The 22,120-nt window shown below is 52.9% G+C and carries 21 protein-coding genes; 17 read left to right on the plus strand and 4 right to left on the minus strand.

Translation table 11 applies throughout. The features are described 5' to 3' along the window. Positions 1–180: 180 nt before the first annotated feature. The 5 genes from R2I50_RS04175 to metA all read left to right on the plus strand — a co-directional run bounded on the left by R2I50_RS04175 (position 181) and on the right by metA (position 7,068). A complete protein-coding gene (locus tag R2I50_RS04175) occupies positions 181–1,719 on the plus strand; it encodes a sugar ABC transporter permease (RefSeq protein WP_316607861.1) in 1,539 nt (512 codons plus the stop codon). After that, positions 1,716–2,597, plus strand: a complete 882-nt coding sequence (locus tag R2I50_RS04180; protein WP_316607862.1) for a sugar ABC transporter permease — start codon at positions 1,716–1,718, stop codon at positions 2,595–2,597. The genes R2I50_RS04175 and R2I50_RS04180 overlap by 4 nt, the downstream gene beginning before the upstream one ends. Positions 2,598–2,699: 102 nt before the next feature. Next, positions 2,700–4,319, plus strand: coding sequence for an alpha-amylase family glycosyl hydrolase (locus tag R2I50_RS04185; protein WP_316607863.1), 1,620 nt, complete (start codon positions 2,700–2,702; stop codon positions 4,317–4,319). Positions 4,320–4,507: 188 nt separating this feature from the next. Beyond that, entirely contained in the window at positions 4,508–5,947 is a 1,440-nt protein-coding gene (proS, locus tag R2I50_RS04190; RefSeq protein WP_316607864.1) for a proline--tRNA ligase, read from the plus strand. 182 nt (positions 5,948–6,129) lie between these two features. Then, positions 6,130–7,068 carry a homoserine O-succinyltransferase gene (gene metA / locus R2I50_RS04195; RefSeq protein ID WP_316607865.1) on the plus strand — a complete coding sequence of 313 codons (939 nt, stop codon included), beginning with the start codon at positions 6,130–6,132 and terminating at the stop codon, positions 7,066–7,068. 172 nt (positions 7,069–7,240) lie between these two features. On the opposite strand, the gene R2I50_RS04200 is transcribed toward metA, so the two are convergent. After that, the gene (locus R2I50_RS04200) at positions 7,241–8,986 is read right to left on the minus strand and encodes a hypothetical protein (protein ID WP_316607866.1); all 1,746 of its coding nucleotides are present in this window, start codon (positions 8,984–8,986) and stop codon (positions 7,241–7,243) included. Positions 8,987–9,148: 162 nt separating this feature from the next. Here R2I50_RS04200 and R2I50_RS04205 point away from each other — a divergent pair, with 162 nt between their 5' ends. The 8 genes from R2I50_RS04205 to R2I50_RS04240 all read left to right on the plus strand — a co-directional run bounded on the left by R2I50_RS04205 (position 9,149) and on the right by R2I50_RS04240 (position 17,299). Next, entirely contained in the window at positions 9,149–12,547 is a 3,399-nt protein-coding gene (locus tag R2I50_RS04205) for a dockerin type I domain-containing protein (RefSeq protein WP_316607867.1), read from the plus strand. 180 nt (positions 12,548–12,727) lie between these two features. Continuing rightward, positions 12,728–12,898 carry a 4Fe-4S binding protein gene (locus tag R2I50_RS04210; protein ID WP_316607868.1) on the plus strand — a complete coding sequence of 57 codons (171 nt, stop codon included), beginning with the start codon at positions 12,728–12,730 and terminating at the stop codon, positions 12,896–12,898. 127 nt (positions 12,899–13,025) lie between these two features. Then, positions 13,026–13,769, plus strand: coding sequence for a methyltransferase (locus R2I50_RS04215; RefSeq protein WP_316607869.1), 744 nt, complete (start codon positions 13,026–13,028; stop codon positions 13,767–13,769). Then, positions 13,762–14,580 (plus strand): 16S rRNA (cytidine(1402)-2'-O)-methyltransferase, encoded by an 819-nt coding sequence (gene rsmI / locus R2I50_RS04220; protein ID WP_316607870.1) that lies wholly within the window; start codon positions 13,762–13,764, stop codon positions 14,578–14,580. The genes R2I50_RS04215 and rsmI overlap by 8 nt, the downstream gene beginning before the upstream one ends. Then, on the plus strand, positions 14,577–15,842 hold the full coding sequence (locus R2I50_RS04225; protein WP_316607871.1) for a folylpolyglutamate synthase/dihydrofolate synthase family protein: 1,266 nt from the start codon (positions 14,577–14,579) through the stop codon (positions 15,840–15,842). Before rsmI ends, R2I50_RS04225 begins: the two co-directional genes overlap by 4 nt. 80 nt (positions 15,843–15,922) lie before the next feature. Then, a complete protein-coding gene (locus R2I50_RS04230; protein WP_316607872.1) occupies positions 15,923–16,225 on the plus strand; it encodes an anti-sigma factor antagonist in 303 nt (100 codons plus the stop codon). Further along, positions 16,222–16,665, plus strand: coding sequence for an anti-sigma F factor (gene spoIIAB, locus R2I50_RS04235; protein ID WP_316607873.1), 444 nt, complete (start codon positions 16,222–16,224; stop codon positions 16,663–16,665). Before R2I50_RS04230 ends, spoIIAB begins: the two co-directional genes overlap by 4 nt. Continuing rightward, a complete protein-coding gene (locus tag R2I50_RS04240; protein ID WP_316607874.1) occupies positions 16,652–17,299 on the plus strand; it encodes a sigma-70 family RNA polymerase sigma factor in 648 nt (215 codons plus the stop codon). Before spoIIAB ends, R2I50_RS04240 begins: the two co-directional genes overlap by 14 nt. A 190-nt stretch (positions 17,300–17,489) precedes the next feature. On the opposite strand, the gene R2I50_RS04245 is transcribed toward R2I50_RS04240, so the two are convergent. The 3 genes from R2I50_RS04245 to R2I50_RS04255 all read right to left on the minus strand — a co-directional run bounded on the left by R2I50_RS04245 (position 17,490) and on the right by R2I50_RS04255 (position 19,777). Beyond that, positions 17,490–18,362 (minus strand): stage 0 sporulation family protein, encoded by an 873-nt coding sequence (locus R2I50_RS04245; RefSeq protein WP_316607875.1) that lies wholly within the window; start codon positions 18,360–18,362, stop codon positions 17,490–17,492. Continuing rightward, on the minus strand, positions 18,350–19,207 hold the full coding sequence (locus R2I50_RS04250) for a hypothetical protein (protein WP_316607876.1): 858 nt from the start codon (positions 19,205–19,207) through the stop codon (positions 18,350–18,352). Before R2I50_RS04250 ends, R2I50_RS04245 begins: the two co-directional genes overlap by 13 nt. Positions 19,208–19,315: 108 nt before the next feature. After that, entirely contained in the window at positions 19,316–19,777 is a 462-nt protein-coding gene (locus tag R2I50_RS04255; protein WP_316607877.1) for a metallophosphoesterase, read from the minus strand. Between the two features lie 43 nt (positions 19,778–19,820). Between R2I50_RS04255 and R2I50_RS04260 the strand changes: the two genes are divergently transcribed. The 4 genes from R2I50_RS04260 to hflX all read left to right on the plus strand — a co-directional run bounded on the left by R2I50_RS04260 (position 19,821) and on the right by hflX (position 22,037). Next, positions 19,821–20,054, plus strand: coding sequence for a hypothetical protein (locus R2I50_RS04260; RefSeq protein ID WP_316607878.1), 234 nt, complete (start codon positions 19,821–19,823; stop codon positions 20,052–20,054). Then, the gene (locus R2I50_RS04265; protein ID WP_316607879.1) at positions 20,054–20,383 is read left to right on the plus strand and encodes a hypothetical protein; all 330 of its coding nucleotides are present in this window, start codon (positions 20,054–20,056) and stop codon (positions 20,381–20,383) included. The genes R2I50_RS04260 and R2I50_RS04265 overlap by 1 nt, the downstream gene beginning before the upstream one ends. Positions 20,384–20,397: 14 nt before the next feature. Next, positions 20,398–20,706, plus strand: coding sequence for a hypothetical protein (locus R2I50_RS04270; protein ID WP_316607880.1), 309 nt, complete (start codon positions 20,398–20,400; stop codon positions 20,704–20,706). Positions 20,707–20,792: 86 nt separating this feature from the next. Continuing rightward, positions 20,793–22,037, plus strand: a complete 1,245-nt coding sequence (gene hflX, locus R2I50_RS04275) for a GTPase HflX (RefSeq protein ID WP_316607881.1) — start codon at positions 20,793–20,795, stop codon at positions 22,035–22,037. Positions 22,038–22,120 lie beyond the last annotated feature (83 nt).

Consider the following 22,120-nt stretch of genomic DNA (forward strand, 5'->3'; position numbering starts at 1 on the left):
TTTGAACCTGTCTGATTGACAGAATATTTGTTTTAGGATTTAATTCGCGCCGGGCGGATAATCTCCGCCCGGCTGTGATGGCATTTAACCCCGAATCATTTACTGTACCGTTTTTTGCGTCTGATAAGGTATGGTAAAAATCTTCTCAGACGCAAAAGCTTCAAACTGGGAGTTGAACTGATGAAATATATTGATTATGTACAGCTCAACCCGTTCCAGAAGTTCTGGTATAATTTCAAAAACGCCATGATTGCACTGCCTTCGAACATCGGTAAGGTGTTCAAGGCGATCGGCAGATTCTTCAAGAAGATTTTTGTCGGTATCGGCAAGGGCTTTGCCGGATATTTTACCAGATTCGTTAAGGGCGATTGGGCTACCAAGCTTTCTTACATTATTATGGGCTTTGGCAATATCGTCAGAGGCCAGATCGGCAAGGGCATCATCTTCCTTGCTACCGAAATTGCCTTTATTCTCTTTATGGTCACCGGCCTTGGCCAGGTAGGTCTCGGCTGGAGCGGTATCTATAACCTCGGTTTCTTCAACAACGGAAAGATCGGTTTCCATGAGAAGGCATACTGGGCAGTTGATGAGGTTACCGGACGCCGCGTACATATGCCCGCTGACAACTCGATGAAGCTGCTGCTGTACGGCGTTATGACGCTCGTAATCATCGCGCTGTTCATCGTAATCTATGTAGCTGCCACCAAGTCTGCTTATAAGATTCAGCAGATGAAGGCTGCCGGCGAGAAGCCGCAGTCCTTCAAGGAGGATATCTCCGCGTTACTGGATGAGAAATTCCACGTTACCCTGTTGGCGTTCCCCACGCTGACCATTTCTATCTTCACCATTCTGCCCCTGATCTTTATGATCCTGATCGCGTTCACCAACTATGATCAGAGCCACAACTTCTTCCAGTGGGTCGGCTTTGAGACATTCGGTCAGATCTTCGCGACCACCGGCGCTTCTGCTCTGAAGGGTAAGACCTTTATCGAGCTGACCAAGTGGACGCTGGTATGGGCAGTATTCGCAACCGTCCTGAACTATATCCTCGGTATGGTCGTCGCTCTGATGATCAACAAGAAGGGTATCAAGCTCAAGGCTCTGTGGAGAACCCTGTTCGTCGTAACCGTTGCGGTTCCCCAGTTCGTATCCCTGCTGCTGATGAGCCAGATGCTCGACTTCAACAACGGTGCGATCAACCTTGTTTTACAGCACCTCGGCATCATTAAGGAGCCGATCAACTTCCTCGGTGACTTGTCGCATCCGTGGATCGCGCGTATCACCGTTATCGTCGTCAATATCTGGGTTGGTATTCCGTACACCATTCTGATTACCTCCGGTATTTTGATGAACATTCCTGCCGACCTGTATGAGAGTGCTACCATCGACGGCGCGGGTCCTGTCAGATCGTTCGTTTCGATCACTCTGCCCTACATGCTGTTCGTTACCACTCCCTACCTCATCACCACCTTCATCGGCAACATCAACAACTTCAACGTCATCTACCTGTTGTGCGGCTCGGCTCAGCAGTCGAACGAACTATATCGAGCCGGTTATACCGACCTGCTCGTTACATGGCTGTTCAACCTGACCACTGTATCGGGCGACTACAACCTCGCCGCAGCAATCGGTATTATGGTATTCATTGTTTGTGCAACGGTATCCCTGCTCACATTCAACCTTACCAAGTCTGCGAAGAATGAGGAGGAGTTCTCATGATTAAAAGTTATAAACTTCGTCGAATCATCTCGAATGCGCTTATTTACATTCTGCTCGGCGGTCTTGGCTTAATCTGGATTTCTCCTCTGGTTTACATGATCATCCACTCGTTCCGTGCCGACGGCGGTGCGTTCTATTCGCACATTCTGCCCTGGCCGAACGCCGAGGGTGTACGCTTCACCTTCCAGAACTATGTTGATCTGTTCACCAAGGCTGACAATACCGCTAACTTCCCCCAGTGGTTCATGAACACCTTTATCATCGCGATCTTCAGCTGCATCATCTCTACTCTTGCAGTTATGATGGTTTCTTACGCATTCAGCCGTCTGCGCTTCCCCGCCAGAAAGCCGCTGATCAACGTCGGTATGATCCTGGGCATGTTCCCCGGCTTCATGACCATGATCGCGATCTACTACCTGCTGAAGGCTCTGGGCATTCTGCAGCTTCCGCACCTTGCTCTGATTATCTGCTATTCGGCAGGCGCCGGTCTGGGTTACCAGATCAGCAAGGGTTTCTTCGATACCATCCCGCGTGCGTTGGATGAGGCCGCTACCATCGACGGCGCTACGAAGAACCAGATCTTCTGGAAGATCATTCTTCCGATGTCTAAGCCCATTATCGTTTATACCATCCTGACCTCCTTCATCGGTCCCTGGACAGACTTCGTTCTGGCTAAGATCATCGTCGGCGCTCAGGGTCAGCAGTACTACACTGTTGCGATCGGTCTGCAGATCTTCATTGATAAGGAGCATAAGTCGGCATACTTCAAGCAGTTCCTCGCCGGTTCTGTTGTCGTTGCTGTTCCGATCACCGCTCTGTTCCTGTTCCTGCAGAGATATTACGTTGAAGGCGTTACCGCCGGCGGCGTTAAGGGCTAATTTACAACATACGTTAAGGGCGGAGTTCTCTCCGCCCTTTTGCGTTTATTATCGATTGTTATTGAGCACCCTATGGCTTTGGCAATCATAAAGGAGAATAAGATGAAACGAATCCTATCCTTTCTTTTGGCAATATGCTTGATCACCGGGCTTCTTGCGGCATGCGGTGATAAGAAAAACACTGAAAAGCCCGCGGATGGTTCCGCCGATCCTGTTGAGACGCTGAAGATCGAGCCCTCAACTGACAAATACCGCAACTACTATCAGGTGTGGATCGGTGCGTTCTGTGATTCCAACGGTGACGGTATCGGCGACCTGCCCGGCGTGATCTCAAAGCTCGACTACATCAACGACGGCGATCCTAACGGCGGCGACGATCTCGGTGCGGACGGAATCTGGCTCTCGCCGATGATGCCCTCTAAGTCCTATCATAAGTACAACGTCCGCGATTACTTTGATATCGACCCCGATTTCGGTACGCTTGAGGACTTTGATAAGCTGCTTGAAGAAGCGCACAAGCGCGGCGTCAAGGTCATCATCGACCTGGTGCTGAACCACAGCGGCGATGACCATGAGTTCTTCCTCAAGGCGTGTGACGAGCTCAGCGAGGGCAAGGAGGACGGCTACGCCCGTTACTACAATATCTCCAAGACTTCCGACAATACCTACAATCGTCCGGTCATGGGTACCGATTACTATTACGAGGGACCTTTCTCGACCGATATGCCCGACTGGAACTTAAGCTATGAAGGTACCCGCGAGTATTTCGAGAAAATCACGAAGTTCTGGCTGGAAAAGGGCGTCGACGGCTTCCGTCTTGACGCAGTGAAGTATTTTGCCGATAAGAACACCGATGCGGTCGAGTTTCTCGGCTGGTTCTATAAGATGGCGCAGAAGTACAATCCCGACGTCTATATGGTCGGCGAGGATTGGGACGAAGCCGGTAACGTCTACGAGATGTACAAGAGCGGCATAGACAGCCTCTTCAACTTCAAGTTCGGCGATACCGCCGGCGAGTTCGTCTCCTCATGTCACGGTATGATCGGCGATATGGCAAAGAAGCTCCAGAAATACGATAATCATATCAAGGAGAATAACGCAAACGCCATCAACGCGAATTTCCTGACCAATCACGACATGGTTCGCCTTGCCAATATGCTGGACGAGGATGATAACAAGATGGCGGCGGCGCTGTACATGCTTGCGCCCGGCAACGCCTTTACCTACTATGGTGAGGAGATCGGTATCGAGGCTGCGAGCACCTCGAGCGACGCCTACTATCGCACCGCGATGATTTGGGACAACGACGATCTGCCCAAGATCACCGTACCCGGTGTGCCGAGTGTAGATGCGAACGCCCTCGGCGGCGTGAAACAGCAGCTCGGGCAGAAGCACAGCCTGCTGAACGCTTACCGCAAGCTTATCAAGATCCGTCAGCAGAATCCCGAGATCGCCCGCGGCAATATCGCCGAGCTTGTGAGCTTTGATGATAAGAAGTGTGCCGGTTATATCACCGATTACAACGGCTCGCGTGTTCTGATTATCCACAATGCTTCCGACGCGGCTCAGGAGCTGACGATCGACATGATCTCAAATCCCGAGCTGCGAGGCTGGCTCAATGCCGACCTAGCCGAGACTCCGAACGAGGAACCGGTCAAGCTCGACGGTACAACCCTCAGCGTTCCCGCACGCACCTCTGTTGTGCTGAAAGAAAACAAATAAGCTTCATAAAGCAACCCCTGCGCCCGATTCGAGAGAGTCGGGCGCTTTTGCGCAAAGTGTACAATTTTACAGGGCTTTATGATAAGGGTTAACGCAGATTGATACTTGCAAAAAGCACAGTAAAATAGTATAATTATTTTGATTAGGCTTAGTATTAATTCCCGAATTTTTCACTACCGGAGGAAATTATGGCTCAAAATAAGAAAATGGTCGAGGCGATTACCGGCCGCGACGAGGATTTTGCAAAATGGTACACCGACATCGTCAAGAAGGCGGAGCTGGTAGATTACTCTAACGTCAAAGGCTGTATGGTCATCCGACCCTACGGCTTCGCGATCTGGGAGAACATGCGCAACGACATGGACCGCCGCTTCAAGGAGACCGGTCATGAGAACGTCTATATGCCGATGTTCATCCCCGAAAGCCTTCTCGAGAAGGAGAAGGATCACGTGGAGGGCTTCGCGCCCGAGTGCGCGTGGGTCACTGTCGGCGGCTCCGAGAAGCTGACTGAGCGCCTGTGCGTTCGTCCGACCTCCGAGACTCTCTTCTGTGAGCACTATGCGAAGATCGTTAACACCTACCGCGACCTGCCGAAGCTCTATAACCAGTGGTGCTCCGTCGTCCGCTGGGAAAAAACCACCCGTCCGTTCCTGCGTACCTCCGAGTTCCTGTGGCAGGAGGGTCATACTCTCCATGAGACCGAGGAAGAGGCGCGTGAGGAGACCCTGCGTATGCTGCAGGTTTACACCGATTTCTATAAAGAGACCCTCGCGATCCCCGCGGTCGTAGGTGAAAAGACTCCGAAGGAGCGTTTCGCCGGCGCGAAGGAAACCTATACCATCGAGCCGATGATGCATAACGGCGTCGCGTTGCAGGGCGGTACCTCCCACTACTTCGGCGACGGCTTTGCGCGTGCCTTCGACATCACCTACACCGGCAGAGATAACAAGCTGCATTATCCGCACCAGACCTCCTGGGGTACCTCTACCCGTATGATCGGCGCGCTGATCATGGTACACTCTGACGACGACGGTCTTGTCCTGCCGCCGAAGGTCGCTCCGATCCAGGTCGCGATCATCCCGATCGCCCAGCATAAGGAAGGCGTTCTGGATAAGGCGAATGAGCTCTATGAGCAGCTCAAGAGGCAGTTCCGCGTAAAGCTCGACGACTCCGACCAGAGCCCGGGCTGGAAGTTCGCTCAGTATGAGATGAAGGGTGTGCCGATCCGTCTGGAGCTCGGCCCCAAGGATATCGAGAAGAACCAATGTGTGCTGGTGCGCCGCGATACTCGTGAGAAGCTCTTTGTCTCTCTCGATAACCTCGAGCAGGAAATCGCCGATCTCCTCGTGAAGATCCACGATGATATGTACAACCGTGCGCTCGAAAATATGAAGGAAAAGACCCATGTCGCGCATAATTTCGACGAGTTCGTCGAGATCGCCGCCAACAAGCCCGGCTTCATCAAGGCGATGTGGTGCGGTGACAGCGCGTGTGAAGATAAGATCAAGGACGTTACCGGCGGCGTGAAATCCCGCTGCATCCCCTTCGAGGAGGAGAACCTCGGCGACGTCTGCGCCTGCTGCGGCAAGCCCGCCAAGCATATGGTTTACTGGGGCAAGCAGTATTGATTCCCGGATAACGATTAACGGAGAACGGAGAACAGTGAAGGGCGGGGCACCCGCACCCGATTGTAATATTTTTTATCACGTTTCAGATGATTTGTATTACAATCCGAAAATCCAAAAGGATTTAACTTCTACCGTTATCTATTATCCGTTATCCGTTCTCCAAAACAGAAAGGAGCGGTACCATGCCGATCAAAATTCAAAATGACCTGCCGGCGATTAAGATTCTGGAAAGCGAGAATATCTTCGTCATGCAGGAGGATCGTGCGACGACCCAGGATATCCGACCGCTCAAGATCGTTATCGTCAACCTGATGCCTACCAAAGTCGCCACCGAGACTCAGCTCATGCGCCTGCTCGGTAATTCTCCTCTGCAGGTGGATGTCGAGCTGCTCCAGATGGCGAGTCATAAATCCAAGAATACATCCGAAGAGCACCTGACGAAGTTCTACAAGACCTTTGACGAGATCCGCGGCGAGAAGTTCGACGGCATGATCGTCACCGGCGCGCCTGTGGAGAAGATCCCCTTTGAGGAGGTCGACTACTGGGATGAGCTGTGCGAGGTGTTCGAGTGGGCGAAGAAGAACGTCTACTCCACCATGTTCATCTGCTGGGGTGCTCAGGCAGGGTTGTACTACCGCTACGGCATCGAGAAGCAGGATCTGCCGAAGAAGCTCTTTGGTATCTACAACCACATGATCCTCAACCCGAAGCATCCGCTGATGCGCGGATTCGACGATTATTTCCTCGTCCCGCACTCCCGTTATACCGGCGTAAAAAGCGAGGATATCGAGGCGATACCGGAGCTGGAGATCCTCGCGACCTCCAAGAAGGCGGGAGCCGCGATCATCTGCTCGAAGAACGGCAGGGAATTCTACCTGCTCGGTCACTGTGAGTACGATTATGATACGCTTGCCAAGGAGTATTACCGCGATGTGGAGAAGGGTATCGATATACAGATGCCGTACAACTACTTCCCTGATAACAACGTCAACCGTAAACCCGTGATGACATGGCGATCCCACGGCTCGCTGCTGTATTCCAACTGGCTGAATTACTACCTGTATCAGCAGACGCCGTATGATCTCGAGGATCTGAAGAAGATGTACGAGGCAGAACAATAAAACGATAGAAAAAGCCGGCCTTGAAAGGTCAATATCATTAAGTTGAGAAATGTGTCTCGCTGACGCTCAGTCAGTTGATGCAATTCCTCAGTCACCATTCGGTGACAGCTCCCTTTCCCAAAGGGAGCCTCTCTTAACTTAATGATCTTGCCATGAAAGGTCGGCTTTTGTGTTAGTCCTTCATATTATCCTTCAGCGGCGGGATAAAGTCGCGGAATGCCTGTACCATGCGCTTGTGATGGATTATGAAGTGGATGGTGGGGTATTTGTTTTTGGAAATGATGACCATTTGATTACCGATGACCTTGTAGGTGATGTTGCGAAAGGTCGGAGAAGGATCATACACGATACGAAGGTTTCCGAAACGCTCCGCGAAGCGGCGGGTCTGCTCCAGATGGGCTTGATATTCCTCGTAGGTATAGGTGATGTCGCTCGGACAGAAGATATCTGCCAGCGACAGGTTCAAGGGAGTGCTCTCGAACGCCTCGCGCGACAGAGAGGGCACGGTCAGCGTAACGCGGTTGCTCAAGACAACGGTCTCCGCCGCTTCCCGTGAACGGTGGCTATAGTTAACAATCTTCTCTTTTTCCTCCGCACTGAGGTTTCGGCTGTCGAGAATCTTTTGCAGCGTCGCTTCATCCATCGTGTACAGCGGCAGACTGCTGTGAGTGATAAGACGGTCGCCATCCTTTCTCAGCGAGTCGTGCAGGGCCCTGAGATATTCCTCCCGACGGTCGGCGGTGTATATATCCATCAGCGGCCTTGCTTTGTCGAGCAGCTCTTCGGCACGCCTGCGATAGTGGCGCACATCCTCCGCCGCTTTATACAGCACATACCTGCCGTCGCCTTGATGTCCCGCGATCGCCGTACCCTCCAGCGCGGCGGCTCCCGAGACCTTCAACAGGTGGGTGAATACGCTGTTCTGCGGCATAGGGAGGTAGTAGGGCGAGATCTGACCCGTCATATACATCGGAATGTATCCTTCCAATCCCAGCATCATTTCGTGGAAGGGACGGTTGACGTTATGGATGAAGTTCAGCCGCAGATTCTTTTTGAGCAGCATAGCGAGACCGAACATGTATTGTTTCGGAAAATCGGGATCTTTTGCCATCTCCTCGAGCGGCATGTCGCTGTAGAGGATGCAGTCCTTCTTTGATTTAGACAGCACCGTCGCCTTCATGAAATCCAGCTCGCTGTTCATCATCTCACGTAAACCGGTATAGGTCTTGGTGGTGGGAAGCTGAAAGGGGAGCGAGGGCAGACGGATATCGTCGAAGCGGATCGAACGGATGAAGTCATCGAGATTGAACGTGTCCATTTTATCGAGAAAGTTCGCAAGCGGATCATCCTCGGTGACGGCGGTGTTGGTGCCAAGCCAATGGATGATCGCGTCACACAGCGCACGAGCGGAATCAAGCTCATTTCCTTCACATCCGATCAGCCCCGCGACCAGCCTGACGTCGGCGGGAGTAGTGCACCGACGCGCCAGATATCCCGCCGTAGCGGCGGTGAAGCTCCCGAGGTCCCCCGGACGGCGCTGTCCGGACAGAACCTTTGAGATATGGGATGGGTCAAAGCTCAGTGCTTTTGCCAGCTCACTGCTGCGAATATCCAATGCTTTCATCAGCGCGCTGAGATTGCTGAGATATACGTCATATTCCACATTCACTCCGTTTCTCAGAGCATTTTGCAGTGATTCGCGTACCTTTTCTTCAATGAGATCGACTTCTCTTTCTTTCGAGAGCGTCATGATGCCGCGTATGAGCTTTTCGGTCTGTTCGCTGTTGTAGGCAGGCTCGCGTTCTCCTTTTACATAGTTCGATACCGCGCTGACGCTCAACCCCGACGCTTTCGCAAGAGTGCTGTAGCGCGCGTCCAAAAGGCGCAGATATCCATTTAATTGCTCGCTGAAGGTCATCTTGTTCTCCTTGTCAAGTAATATGATTCCATTATAGGAGGATTACACAAATTGTCAAGGCAGAATTGACAGAATTTGTTGCTTTTTTCTGACGCCTTATTATAATGAGAGCATATAGGTTTATCCTGTTACGAAATGTTTAATATGATAGGAGAGAACGCTATGAAAAGAATCATTTCATTGGTTATCGTTGCTGTGATGCTGCTGAGCCTGTTCAGCGTCGGCGCTTTTGCGGCTGAACGCTCGTCCGGCGCAGCCGGTCCCGCGACAGAGCCGGGCATGTACGGCGGGGCAAAGCTCGGACTCTATAACCCTGCAACCAACAAAAACACCTATGCAGTGAACTATAACTACAGAGAGGGAAAGCTGGAGGTCTACAAGGACGCGATTTCCGGTATGACCTACGATATCCTTACCAACACCTGCACGGTTACCGACCTGAAACAGCCGGAAAAAGAGCTTTTCGTCTGGTACATGGGCAACGATTTTAAGCTGAAAATCGAGGGCGAGTGCGAGTTCAGGAGCATCTATGTCTGCAATCCCTTCAACTTCCACGGGACGAGCCTCAATATCATCGGTGACGGTGTGCTGACAGTTAATAAGAACACACTCGTCGATTCTGCGATCGAATTGCTCTGTGACGGCGACAACGGAGTATTATCGCTCGATATCGCCGACTCTGTCACCGTTCATCTGTATTCAAAGGAGTATGAAGAGATTCCGGAGGACGGCGAGAAGTACGCGCCTGTTGTCGCCCTCAGTCAGACCGCGGTCACTCCCGCCGATGGAGGAGCGATCACCGTCGGCGGCAAGGCTGCTCCCGGGGTGAAGCATCAACAGATCACCGAAGAAGTCCCGGAGACAGTTTCGGCGATTATCGTGACTGATCGAAATCAGGACTTCCCCCACGGCGCAAAACTGAAATCCAAGAGCGATCCGAACGGTGTTTATGCGCTGGGAGATATTATGGATGATGTCACCTATGTGGTGAATCGATACATGTATGTCAGTGCGCTGAATATGTGGGTCGTTGATCACAGCTTTGCCACGGATTCATGGATGAACGGCAGACGCTATAACAAGGTACAGTTCGAGGCGGAGTATGACTACGTTTACGGCATGGCGCCTACTCCGATCAAGTACATGGAATCCTATAAGATGGATATGCGCGGCAATGAGGGTGTAAAGATTACCAAGGATGGCGAGCCCGACGCGGTCTATATCGGACTGCCTACCGGTGGCGTCTGGGACTGGGGCGACGACGTCGACTATAAGGGCAATTATGAAATCAGCCGCGTGCTGTGGGATGATAAGCAGCAGATCTATGTGGTTGATACAAGCTTCGAGGCGATCGATATGATGGCTGCCGAGCTGGAAGAGAACGGCTATCATGTCGAGACGGAGACCGTCGATGAGCCGCTGGAGCTCTCCGTATGGACGACGGAGGATCCTTCCGATACGTCCCGTTTTGAGCTGACCAACTCGGTTTTGAAGCGTTCTTCCGATCCCGACGGACTTTATATACAGACCGGTACTTACGCAGGCTCCGGCGACGATTCCGGTATTGTCGTCCACAAAGTCCACTACAATCCCGAGACCGAGGAGCATTACATCCTGTATAACAGCTACAGCTCGAGTGAATTCTTCACGGTGTCGGATTCTGACATCGAGAGCGGCGAGGCGGACTTTTCTTATGCGGTTGAGACCAAGACCAAGTATGTCTATCTGCGTTATCTGCCCGAGGAATACAACATCAATTGGGATCTTGTGAACGGTACTCAGCTTACAAAGAACGACGATCCCGACGGCGTATATGCTTATAAGCAGTGGACGCATTATTCACAGGGGATTGAACAGGAAAAATATGCGATCATTAAGCTGAATTATTATGATGATCTCGGCTGCTATGTACAGGACAGCGATTTCGGAGAACAGGAATTCTACGATCTCGGTTCGCTTGAGACCCTCGGCTACAAGATCCATAAGAGCAGACAGCCCATCGACTATGTCACCAAGGGGAATATCGAGCTCGGGGAGTATCCTGTTTATACCGATAAGGGCGGCAGCAAATATTATGTCGACTATGAAGATAACGTCTACAGCTTTATGGAAGAGGATATTATTCAGCTGGGCGAGGAGAAGTACTACTACGGTATGCCGATGCCCAACAAGAGCGTGGATGACCTGAACGACACGGTCCATACAGTTTTGACCGATAACTACAGCTACCTGTTATCAGGCCCCGAATATCACCATGTCGGTGCCGAACAGCCCGAGCCTCAGGCTTATGCTCTATGGGTCAACGGCGAGCAGGTGACCTCCGACCATCTGACGATTTCCTGCGGCAAGGGTACCGCAACCTTCAATCCGTCAAATCATACTCTCACCTTAAATAACGCTGAAATTACAAAGGGTACCGATACAGACTGGACATACACCGGCATTCTCAGCCATCTGCCCGCGATTTCCGTTGTTGTCATGGGCGACTGCACCATCACTGAGACCGGAGGCGACGGTATCGGCACCTATAACAGTGAGTCGTATCAGATCGGCGACGTTATTTATCCCGCTCCTTATGATATGATCGTCTGCGGCGACGGTACGCTGACCATTAAAGAAAGTACCCCGATTTACGGCTACGGATTATACTGCACGGGTAACCTCACGATCGACGGTATTACGCTCAAGATCGACTCTGCCGCTGCGGGTATTTGGGCATCCGACCTTAAGATGAGCGATACAAAAGCAGATATCCATACCTCCAGTTGGTATTCCGGCATCGTTGTTAATCGCGGCGATTTCGATTTTGACAACTGTACCGTGACAGCAGAGAGCGCGGAAGGCTCGGGTCTGCTGTTGGGCAGCGATAAGGACTTTTCCACCCTGACCGTGAACAGCGGTACATTGACGCTGAAGGGTGAGATCGGTGTGCAGGGTGAAGTGGATAAAAGCATCGTCACCGTTAACGGAGGTAAGCTTGCGATTGATTCGACAAACGGCGCTTTTGATGAAGCCTTCCTTGCCGATAACGCAAAAAATATTGTTATGGGCGAGGGGATCGGCGTGACTTCCGGCGAGATCAACGGCAAAGCCGTTGTGATCGAGAAGCTCTCCGCTTCCGGAGGCTTTACCCTCAGCGGCAAGCTGACTACCTTCCTCAGTGATGAGGATTATGTTTATATCAAGCTGCTGAGTGAGGAGAACTGGGAGATTAATTCGATGTTTGACGGTGATGCGACAGGGTATGAGATCTGTGACGTACCTGCCGGCACCTATACCATGACTGTCAGCAAGAAAGATCACGTCACCCGCACGTATCAGCTTACGGTCAACGGCGAAGTTGTTCAGGACGTTAAGATCCATCCGATCGGCGACGTCAACGGCGACGGCAAGATCACGACTGTCGATTACGGTAAGGTGAACGCCAAAGCTCGTAACAAGGGCGAGCTGAACGGCTATGAGTTCAAGTGCGGCGATGTAACCAATGATGGTAGGATTACGACCGCCGACGCCGGTAAGATTAACTCGCATGCTCGAGGTAAAGCGAAGCTTTGGAGGTAATATACGCATTTGTTTTTGTTAAACAGTGTCTACTTAGCTCAAGAGCATCGAAGATCAGCAGAAATCACAGAGGTCTTTGAATTGATTTTTTGGTTAGCGAGGGCTAATCTTTAGTTTAAAACCTTGATTTTTGAAAAGATTGTGCTACAATGTAGTCAACAACTACAAGGAGGTTCTATCATGGCTTATAAGATTTCTGAAGATTGCATTTCCTGTGGCGCTTGCGCCGATGAGTGCCCCGTTAGCGCTATCTCTGAGGGCGATACCCAGTATGTTATCGACGCTGACGCTTGCATCGAGTGCGGTGCTTGTGCCGACGCTTGCCCCGTAGGTGCTCCTGCGGCTGAATAAGCAATAACGACCGTAGCCGAGGCTTTTGCCTCGGCTATTTTTTCTATACAGGAAACGGTTTTCGACACGGTTTACAAACCATGATGTTTATGCTACAATGATGGCAGAAACAGAGGGGAGGCAGGCTATGCGTATCGAGCCGCTGGGCAGCGGTATCCGACTTTATGTCAGCGATACCCACCATTTTACAACCGATACGATCTTGCTTGCGAGCTTTGCCGCTGTCAAGAACGGCGAGCGTGTAGTCGAGCTCGGCACCGGCTGCGGGACGATCCCGCTCCTACTGATCCGCGACCGCGATCCGCAGAGCATCCATGCTCTGGAGATACAGGAGGATGCGATCTCCCTGTTCAGGGAGAGCCTGCGCCTCAACCTCGACAGCGGGATCGAAAAAACATCCTGTATCACGCCGATTCTCGGCGATCTGCGAAATATCCGCGAGCTTTTGCCTGCCGGAGAGAGCGATCTAGTCATCTGCAACCCGCCGTATAAGCTCCCCGGCTCCGGAATCACCAATCCCGATGAAGCGAAGATGACCGCGCGGCATGAGAGTGCCTGTACCCTCGACGATATCTGTGAGGCGGCGCGGTGGCTTCTGCGATTTGGCGGGCGGTTTGTGATCTGTCAGCGTCCCGAGCGGCTGACGGATGTGCTGTCCTCTTTGCGCGCGCATGAGCTCGAGCCGAAACGCCTGCGACTGGTGCAGGGACGGGTGGATAAAGCGCCGAAGCTCTTTTTGTGTGAGGCGAAGCGCGGTGCAAAGCCCGGTTATATGGACGTGCTCCCCACGCTGATCATCGAGGATAAGGACGGATTTACCGAAGAGATGAAACAGATCTACGGAGCCTATAAGGAAGGTCATGATGGATAATATACTGTATGTAGTCGGTACGCCGATCGGCAACATGGGCGATATCTCCCCCCGCGCGGTGGAAACGCTGGAGCAGGTGGACTTCATCGCCGCCGAGGATACGCGCGTTACCCTGAAGCTGCTGAACCATTTCGATATCAAGAAACCAATGGTCAGCTATTATGAGCATAATAAGCATGAGCGCGGCGAGATGATCATCAACCGCATTTTAGCAGGTGAGAGCTGCGCGATCGTCACCGATGCGGGGATGCCCTGTATCTCCGATCCCGGCGAGGAGCTGATCCGTCAGTGTGAGGCGGCGGGCATAAAGACGGTCGTCGTCCCCGGCCCCAGCGCCGTGATCTCCGCGCTGGCGGTATCGGGGCTTGAGACGGGTCGATTCACCTTCGAGGGCTTTTTGTCCGTCAATAAAAAGAGCCGCTCAGAGCACCTCGAGAGCCTGCTTGACGAGCGACGCACGATGATCTTCTATGAAGCGCCGCATAAGCTCCCGAACACGCTCATAGACCTGTACAATACCTTCGGCGACCGAAAGCTGACCATCGCCCGCGAGCTGACCAAGCTGCATGAAGAGATCATCCGTACCACTACCAAGGAGGCGTTACGGTTTGTCGATTCTCCCTTAAAGGGTGAGATCGTGCTTGTTCTGGAGGGCAAAAAAGCGGAGGAAACGCCCACCGTTACCCGTGAAGAAGCCGTCGCCTATGCGCAGAAGCTGATCGACGGCGGTATGCGTCCGACCGACGCCGCCAAGGAGGCAGCCGCAATGGCGGGACTGAAAAAGAACGATATCTATAAGGAGCTATTATGAATTATCAGGAAAGCTTAGCCTATATCCATTCGCTCGACAAGTTCGGCTCGCGCCCGGGGCTCGACAGGGTGCGTAAGCTCTTTCATAAGGTGCCGAACGTACTGGGTCAGCACTTTATCCATGTTGCGGGCACTAACGGAAAAGGTTCCGTCTGTGAGATGCTCAGCTCTGTTCTGGTGCAGGCGGGCTATAAGGTGGGTTTATTTATTTCGCCCTATATCGTCGATTTCCGCGAGCGTATCCAGATCAATAACCGGATGATATCGGAGGAGGAACTCGCCGAAGCGGTCACCTTCTTCAAGCCGATCATGGATGACCTCAACCGTGACGGCGTAATCATCACCGAGTTCGAGTTTCTTACCGTGCTCAGCTTTTATATTTATAAAAAGAATCGCTGTGACGTGATCGTATGTGAGGTCGGTATGGGCGGACTGCTGGATTCGACTAACCTGATTCCTTATCCGCTTTGTTCGGTCATTACCCGCGTCGACCTCGACCACACCGCTGTTCTCGGCGATACCATCGAAGCCGTCGCGTACCAGAAAGCGGGCATCATCAAGACCTATTCAACCACCGTCCTCGCTCCTCAGCGCCGGGAAGCATACGCCGTGCTGGAGGAGAAGGCGCGTCAGGAGCACAACACCCTTTATCGAGGTGAGGATGTACGCCTCACCGTCACAGAACGCAGTGCCGACGGAACTCGATTCATCTATGAGGGGATGCCCATGTTGCTGCCGCTCGTCGGATCACACCAGATCGATAACCTCCGCTGCGCTTTGGCGACGATCGAAGCGCTCCGTCTGGAGCATAACATGGCGATCCCGACGGAGGATATCCGCGACGGTCTTTTGCGGGTGGAGCACCCCGCGCGATTTGAGCGTTTGCGTACCGACCCGGTCGTAGTGCTCGACGGCGCGCATAATCCCAACGGGCTCTCTTCCTTTGCCGAGGCAGTCCGCGCCTATTATCCGACGGGCGATAAGACGCTGATTATCGGCATGCTTGCCGATAAGGACAGCACCTCGCTCCCTTTGCTGAAAGGGCTGTTCAGGCGTGTGATTGCGACGAATGTTGCAAATCCCCGCGCACTCTCTGCCGGGGAACTCGCCCATCGACTGACCGGTATCGCCGATGAGATCGAGATCGTCGAAAGTCCCCGTGACGCGCTCGATAAGGCGCTCTCCTACGGCGGCGATGTGTTTATCTGCGGATCACTTTACCTCGCGTCCGAGATCCGACCGTATCTTATAGACAAAAACTGATTATGACAACAGAATAAAACAGATTATTTAAGCCTATCCTAATATTATTAGGGTAGGCTTTATCATATAGGAGGACAAGCATGGTAGATATGACATATCATAACGGCGTTGTCACGGCGCGACTCGGCGGTGAGATCGATCACCATATCGCGCCCGCGATTCGCGGCGAGATCGACGCGCGGTGCGAGACCTACCGCCCCGCACGGCTGGTACTGGATTTCGGCAGGGTAGGCTTTATGGATTCGTCTGGTATCGGCTTGGTAATGGGGCGATACCGCATGATATCACTGCTCGGCGGAAGGCTGGAGGTCGTTAACATCCCGCCGAATTTGAAAAAGATATTTGTACTGTCGGGACTTGAAAACCTGGGGGTGATGAAATGAATTTTGTCAACAGTATGAAGCTGAGTTTTATTTCGAAAAGCACAAACGAGAGCTTTGCCCGTTCGGCGGTCGCGGCGTTTCTGCTGCCGCTCGACCCGACCGTTGCTGAGATCGCCGACGTCAAGACTGCTGTTTCAGAGGCGGTGACCAACGCCATCGTCCACGCCTACCCCGATACCTTCGGCACCGTTTACATAGAGGCAAGGCTCACAGATTCCGGCAGAGCAATCATCAAAATCCGCGATAAAGGCGTTGGGATCGCCGATATCGAGCAAGCGATGGAGCCGCTGTACACTACCTCGACCGACGAGCGCGCGGGCTTGGGCTTTGCGGTGATGCAGAGCTTCATGGATAAGGTCACGGTGCGCTCCGCTGTCGGGAAAGGGACGACCGTGACCCTCGAGAAGAATATCATCCGCGCCGCGTATGGATCGCGATGAGCTGATCCGGCAGAACCTGCGGCTGGTTCACGCCTGCGCCCACCGCTTTGAGGGCAGGGGAATCGAGTATGACGATCTGTACTCCGCAGGGTGCGTAGGGCTCGTCAAGGCGGTCGACCGTTTTGATACGAACCTCGGGTATAAGCTGAGTACCTATGCGGTACCGGTGATCCTCGGCGAGATCCGACAGCTGTTTCGCGACAGCGGCAGCGTGAAGCTCTCGCGTTCCTTAAAGGAGCTGAGTATGCGCGCGCGTAAAATGTGCGACGATTACCGCGCTCGGCATGGGGAGGATATGAGTATCACGGAGCTTGCGGACGAGCTTCATGTAGATGCGTACAAGGCGGCTGAGGCACTGAACGCCTCCCGCGCTGTTCTTTCTCTCTCGGGTGACGATGAAAGCGCGGGTGGGATCGACGTTCCCGTCCCTTCTCCCGAAGAACAGCTGACCGAGCGTTTATCGTTGAAGCAAGCGTTATCGGCACTCGACGACGATGACCGCCGCCTGATCCGTCTGCGGTACTATCAGCATCATACCCAGCAGCAGACCGCCGAGCGTCTCGGCACTACACAAGTGCAAATCAGCCGCCGTGAGAAGAAGATCCTGCTGAAAATGCGGTCTATGCTGTTGTAATGACAGAATCAGGAAGAGAAAAGCCGACCCAATGGGTCTGGTATCATTAAGCTAAGAAAATTGTATCTCACTGACGCTCGGTCAATTGATACAATTCCTCAGTCACCGTTCGGTGACAGCTCCCTTTCCCAAAGGGAGCCTTCCTTAACCTAATGATATCGCCCATCGGATCGGCTAATTTGATAGTTTTTTATTTGTCTTCCAAGTCTTTCAACTCGGCCATTTCTTTTTTGTTAAGCTTGATGTAGCCGTCCTTGATAACCTTGACCTCCTTGACCTTGAAGGTCTGGGGAGCGGCGTCGTCGGGAGTATTATCCATCTTAACCTTGAGGACGCGAGTCAGCAGGTTGGTCTCTACGACCAAGCCTCTGCCGTAAGGCGTTTTGACGATCGCACCGACCTTAGGCGTGTGTTTCAAGAGGTCGGTGTAGGCGTCCTGCTCGTATTTCAGACAACACATCAGTCTGCCGCAGGTGCCGGAGATCTTGGTGGGGGAGAGAGACAGTCCCTGCTCCTTCGCCATCTTGATGGATACGGGATGAAATTCACCGAGGAAGCTCGAACAGCAGAACGGTCTGCCGCACACGCCGAGGCCTCCGAGCATCTTGCTCTCATCACGGACGCCGATCTGTCTGAGTTCGATACGGGTACGGAACACGGATGCGAGATCCTTGACCAGCGCACGGAAGTCGACTCTCCCGTCGGCGGTAAAATAGAACAGGATCTTACTGTTATCAAAGGTATATTCCACGTCGACAAGCTTCATTTCGAGCTTGTGTTCCGCTACCTTCTGCTCACAAATCTTCAGCGCTTCCTTTTCCTTGCGGTGATTGTCCTCCAGGCGGCGCATATCTTCCTTGGTCGCTTTGCGAATCAGCTTCTTGAGAGGATGGACGATCTCCTCGTCGGTTACCTCTTTGTTGGCGATGGCGACTTTACCGCATTCGATACCGCGCGAGGTCTCGACGATGACGGTGTCGCCGATTCTCAGTTTTTTATTATCAGGGTCAAAGTAGTAGACCTTACCTACCTCCTTGAACCGTACTCCGATTACTTCTGCCATGTAATCCTCCTGTATTGTGATGACAGCCACGTTACCAGCAGCTGTAGATTAACGTTTGTTTTCAGCTTGGACAACGCTTGCCCGGTTGTTTCGATCAGCGCGATCGTGCGCGTACGGTCGAGCTTGCGGGTGAGCTTCTTCACGTCTGTGTCGTCGGTTCTTATACCGCTGTAGAACGCGAGCGCCAGCCTCAGCTTTTCAGCCAGTGCTGTCAGTGAAGCGCGCAGCTTTTCTTTATCGTTCAGCGAAGTCAGCTCTCTGAGAAGCTCATATTCATACAGTGAGACGATCCCGCTAATCAGCGCTCGTGCGACTTGATCGCTCTCTTCGTCGGTTGTTGACGACCGGTGAAGCGTGATGATACGGGCGCGTGAACGTACCGTAAGCAGCATGCTCTTTGCGCTCTCGACCGTGAAGATGAACAGTAGATTCTGCGGCGGTTCCTCGATGGTTTTGAGCAGTGCATTTTGCGCGTCTTCCCTCAACAGCTTGTCCGCGTCGCGAAATATATAGACCTTTGCGGGCGCTTCGTTCGGCTTGATACTCGTCTGTGCGAGGTAATCGTCGCGCAGATCCTTGAGTGACAGAATGCCGCTCTTGAGGTTTTTGCTTGGCTCGGGGATAAAGACGTCGGGGTGGATGCCCTCGAGCACCTTGCGACAGGCATTACAGCTCAGGCACGGACGATCGTCGCTCTCGCATACGGCGCCCGCAGCCAACAGCAACGCGGCGCTTTCGCGTTCGGCGCTGTCGCCGCTTTCGATGATGACGGTGTGTGGGATCCTACCCGATCGGGGCAGGGAGCGGATCATCCGCTCGTTATCCGGTTGCAGCATGATTTCCATTCCCTCACCGCCTTCGTTTAACATCAACCCTCATTATATCATAAGAACGATCAAAAATCTACTGTTATTTTTTGCTGAGTTTACCGGTAGGTTAGTTGATCGAAGTATTTATTTCAAATAAGCGATGTTGGAGAGCACCTGACCGTTTTTTACCTCTATCACGCCGAAGCTCTTTCCGTAGCCGCAGGAGCCGGGGTTGAACAGCCTCAGCCCGTCGATATATTCGTCGTGGGCGATGTGCGTATGACCGAACAGCGCGACGTCGGCACCGCGTTCACGAGCCTCACGCTCCAGCTCCCCGAGACCGTATTTGACGTGATAGGCATGACCGTGACATGCCATGAACCTCACACCTTCTGCCGTGAATTCTTCCACCATCGGCAGGGGTTCCCAGTCGCAGTTGCCTTTGACGGTGTAATATACTTTATCCGGGAACTCGATCTTGATCTCGTCAACCTCGTCACGGCTGTCGCCGCAGTGGACAACGATATCGGCGTCACGGTTGAGCAGCATGACTTGTTTAAGGTTGCGATAGGAGCCGTGAGTATCAGAAACTACGATTATTTTCATATTTTCCTCCTGACTGCATAGTATAACATATGAGGTGAAAGTTATGGCTGATCAAGCACAGATTAACACATTGATAAAGAAGCTCAGTGAGCGGATGGGCACGCCTGAAAGCGAGATACGCAGTGCCGTGGAGGGCTCCTCCTATAGTAAGCTTTTGAACAGACTGCCCGGTGATAAGGCGCGTCAGATGGAGGAACTGCTCGGCGATGAGGATAAGGCGCGCGAGTTTTTGAACTCTCCGCAGGCGAAAGCGGTCATCAAGAGGATCATGGGCTGATGGACGATCTTTCCGAGAAGCTCAGCGGGATCCTCAGCGACCCCGAAGCGATGCGTGATATCGCGGCTCTGGCTTCACAGCTCGGCGTAGACGCGCCGGGCGTACATAAAGAGCCCGAGCCGCCTCCCGCGGACGATACCGCCGCGATGCTCAGCGGATTAATGCCGATGCTCGGCTCGCTGAAACAGGAGGATGAAACCACCCGTCTTTTGGAGGCGATGCGGCCGTTTCTGAGCGAGGAACGTCAGCGAAAGCTCGATAAGGCAAAGCGTTTGATCAAGGTGATGAAGCTGATGCCGCTGTTGAAGGACTTGCCGCTGTTTGATTAAAGGGGAGTGATGGTATGCCGCCTAATTCATTAGAACAGGAAGCGATGGACCGCGTCGCACGAATGTACGCGAATTTCGATCGCCGACCGCAGAATCGTCCGAAAGCGCCATCTCCGCCCGAGCCGAAAGCCAAGCCCGAGCCGAAAGCCAAGCCCGAACCGCCCAAAGCACCGGAATTGTCCCCGCCGAAAAAACAGGGCGGATTTCTCGAGCTGATGATGAAGGATAAGGATCAGAGCCTGATCCTTCTTCTGCTCGTGATCCTGATGAAGGATGGCGCCGACCTTAATTTGATGCTGGCGCTGCTGTATCTGCTGATCTGACCTCTTGCAATCATGCCTGAAATTGATTATAATTACATATTATAATCGATTACGGTAAAATTGCAATTGTTTTTACGGAGAATATTATGGATTATACGATCACAGAGCAGGAGCCGACCCGCGCCCTGCTGGTAGAGGCAGATACAGGAGATTATGATGCGGAAGCATCGCTCGCGGAGCTTTTTGAGCTGACCGAGAGCGCCGGCGCGGTACCTGTCGCTTCAATTACTCAGAAACTCAGCCGACTCGACCCCGCTACCTGCGTTGGCTCGGGCAAGCTCGAGGAGATCAAGGATTACTGTGAAAAAGAGAATATCGACCTGATCATCTTCGATCTCGAACTTTCGCCTGTCCAGATCCGCAATATCGAGGCGGCTACCGACGTGCGCGTTATCGACCGCACCATGCTGATCCTCGACATCTTCGCCCTGCGCGCCCGAACCAAGGAGGGCAAGATCCAGGTCGAGCTTGCCCAGCTCAAGTACATGATGCCTCGACTGACCGGTAAGGGCGTCGAGATGTCGCGACTCGGCGGCGGTATCGGCACCAGAGGTCCCGGTGAGAGTAAGCTCGAGACCGACCGCCGCCATATCAAGCGCAAGATGGAGACCCTCAAGACGCAGCTGCGCGACGTGGAGGAGCACCGTAAGCAGCTGCGCGAGCGCCGCGATAAGGACGGCGTGATCACCGTCGCCATCGTCGGCTATACCAACGCCGGCAAGTCCACCCTGATGAACACCCTCACCGACGCGGGGGTGCTCAGTGAGGACAAGCTCTTCGCGACCCTTGACCCGACCTCACGCGCATTAAAGCTGCCGAACGGCGTATCCGTCATGCTGATCGATACCGTCGGACTGGTCAGAAGACTGCCCCATCATCTGGTGGAGGCGTTCAAGTCGACTCTGGAGGAAGCGGCGCAGGCGGATATCATCCTCAATGTCTGTGACGCGAGCAGTGAGGAAAGCCGCCTGCACCTCGATGTGACGCGCGAGCTCCTCGCCTCCTTGTCGAGTCTCGACAAGCCTATCATTCCCGTCCTCAACAAATGCGATTTGATCGACGACAGCATGACCGGTATCTCCGGCGCGGTGCATATCAGCGCGAAGTACGCGCAGGGTATCGATGAACTGCTCAAGGCGATCGAGGATAACCTGCCTAAGAAGGTTCAGCGCGTAAAGATCCTATTACCTTTCGATAAGGTCGGTATCGCCGCAAAGCTCCGCGAGACTGCCGTCCTCCATCGCGAGGAATATACCGCCGAGGGCCTCATGCTGGAGGTTACTGTCGACGAGATTCAGTACGCACGTCTGCGGGATTATTTCGTTGACTGATCGTGTAAACTTATTGCATTATGACAGATGTTGTGTTACTATCATGATAAATACCGAGCGGCATGGTCTCATTTCGGGATCAT

The sequence above is a fragment of the uncultured Ruminococcus sp. genome (assembly GCA_902785355.1).
Classification (GTDB): Bacteria; Bacillota; Clostridia; order Oscillospirales; family Acutalibacteraceae; genus Ruminococcoides.

Bases quoted from the DNA above. Each gene is read 5' to 3' on its own strand.
- R2I50_RS04175 (WP_316607861.1), top strand. From the start codon at position 181: ATGAAATATATTGATTATGTACAGCTCAACCCGTTCCAGAAGTTCTGG.
- R2I50_RS04180 (WP_316607862.1), top strand. From the start codon at position 1,716: ATGATTAAAAGTTATAAACTTCGTCGAATCATCTCGAATGCGCTTATT.
- R2I50_RS04185 (WP_316607863.1), top strand. From the start codon at position 2,700: ATGAAACGAATCCTATCCTTTCTTTTGGCAATATGCTTGATCACCGGG.
- proS (WP_316607864.1), top strand. From the start codon at position 4,508: ATGGCTCAAAATAAGAAAATGGTCGAGGCGATTACCGGCCGCGACGAG.
- metA (WP_316607865.1), top strand. From the start codon at position 6,130: ATGCCGATCAAAATTCAAAATGACCTGCCGGCGATTAAGATTCTGGAA.
- R2I50_RS04200 (WP_316607866.1), bottom strand. From the start codon at position 8,986: ATGACCTTCAGCGAGCAATTAAATGGATATCTGCGCCTTTTGGACGCG.
- R2I50_RS04205 (WP_316607867.1), top strand. From the start codon at position 9,149: ATGAAAAGAATCATTTCATTGGTTATCGTTGCTGTGATGCTGCTGAGC.
- R2I50_RS04210 (WP_316607868.1), top strand. From the start codon at position 12,728: ATGGCTTATAAGATTTCTGAAGATTGCATTTCCTGTGGCGCTTGCGCC.
- R2I50_RS04215 (WP_316607869.1), top strand. From the start codon at position 13,026: ATGCGTATCGAGCCGCTGGGCAGCGGTATCCGACTTTATGTCAGCGAT.
- rsmI (WP_316607870.1), top strand. From the start codon at position 13,762: ATGGATAATATACTGTATGTAGTCGGTACGCCGATCGGCAACATGGGC.
- R2I50_RS04225 (WP_316607871.1), top strand. From the start codon at position 14,577: ATGAATTATCAGGAAAGCTTAGCCTATATCCATTCGCTCGACAAGTTC.
- R2I50_RS04230 (WP_316607872.1), top strand. From the start codon at position 15,923: ATGGTAGATATGACATATCATAACGGCGTTGTCACGGCGCGACTCGGC.
- spoIIAB (WP_316607873.1), top strand. From the start codon at position 16,222: ATGAATTTTGTCAACAGTATGAAGCTGAGTTTTATTTCGAAAAGCACA.
- R2I50_RS04240 (WP_316607874.1), top strand. From the start codon at position 16,652: ATGGATCGCGATGAGCTGATCCGGCAGAACCTGCGGCTGGTTCACGCC.
- R2I50_RS04245 (WP_316607875.1), bottom strand. From the start codon at position 18,362: ATGGCAGAAGTAATCGGAGTACGGTTCAAGGAGGTAGGTAAGGTCTAC.
- R2I50_RS04250 (WP_316607876.1), bottom strand. From the start codon at position 19,207: ATGGAAATCATGCTGCAACCGGATAACGAGCGGATGATCCGCTCCCTG.
- R2I50_RS04255 (WP_316607877.1), bottom strand. From the start codon at position 19,777: ATGAAAATAATCGTAGTTTCTGATACTCACGGCTCCTATCGCAACCTT.
- R2I50_RS04260 (WP_316607878.1), top strand. From the start codon at position 19,821: ATGGCTGATCAAGCACAGATTAACACATTGATAAAGAAGCTCAGTGAG.
- R2I50_RS04265 (WP_316607879.1), top strand. From the start codon at position 20,054: ATGGACGATCTTTCCGAGAAGCTCAGCGGGATCCTCAGCGACCCCGAA.
- R2I50_RS04270 (WP_316607880.1), top strand. From the start codon at position 20,398: ATGCCGCCTAATTCATTAGAACAGGAAGCGATGGACCGCGTCGCACGA.
- hflX (WP_316607881.1), top strand. From the start codon at position 20,793: ATGGATTATACGATCACAGAGCAGGAGCCGACCCGCGCCCTGCTGGTA.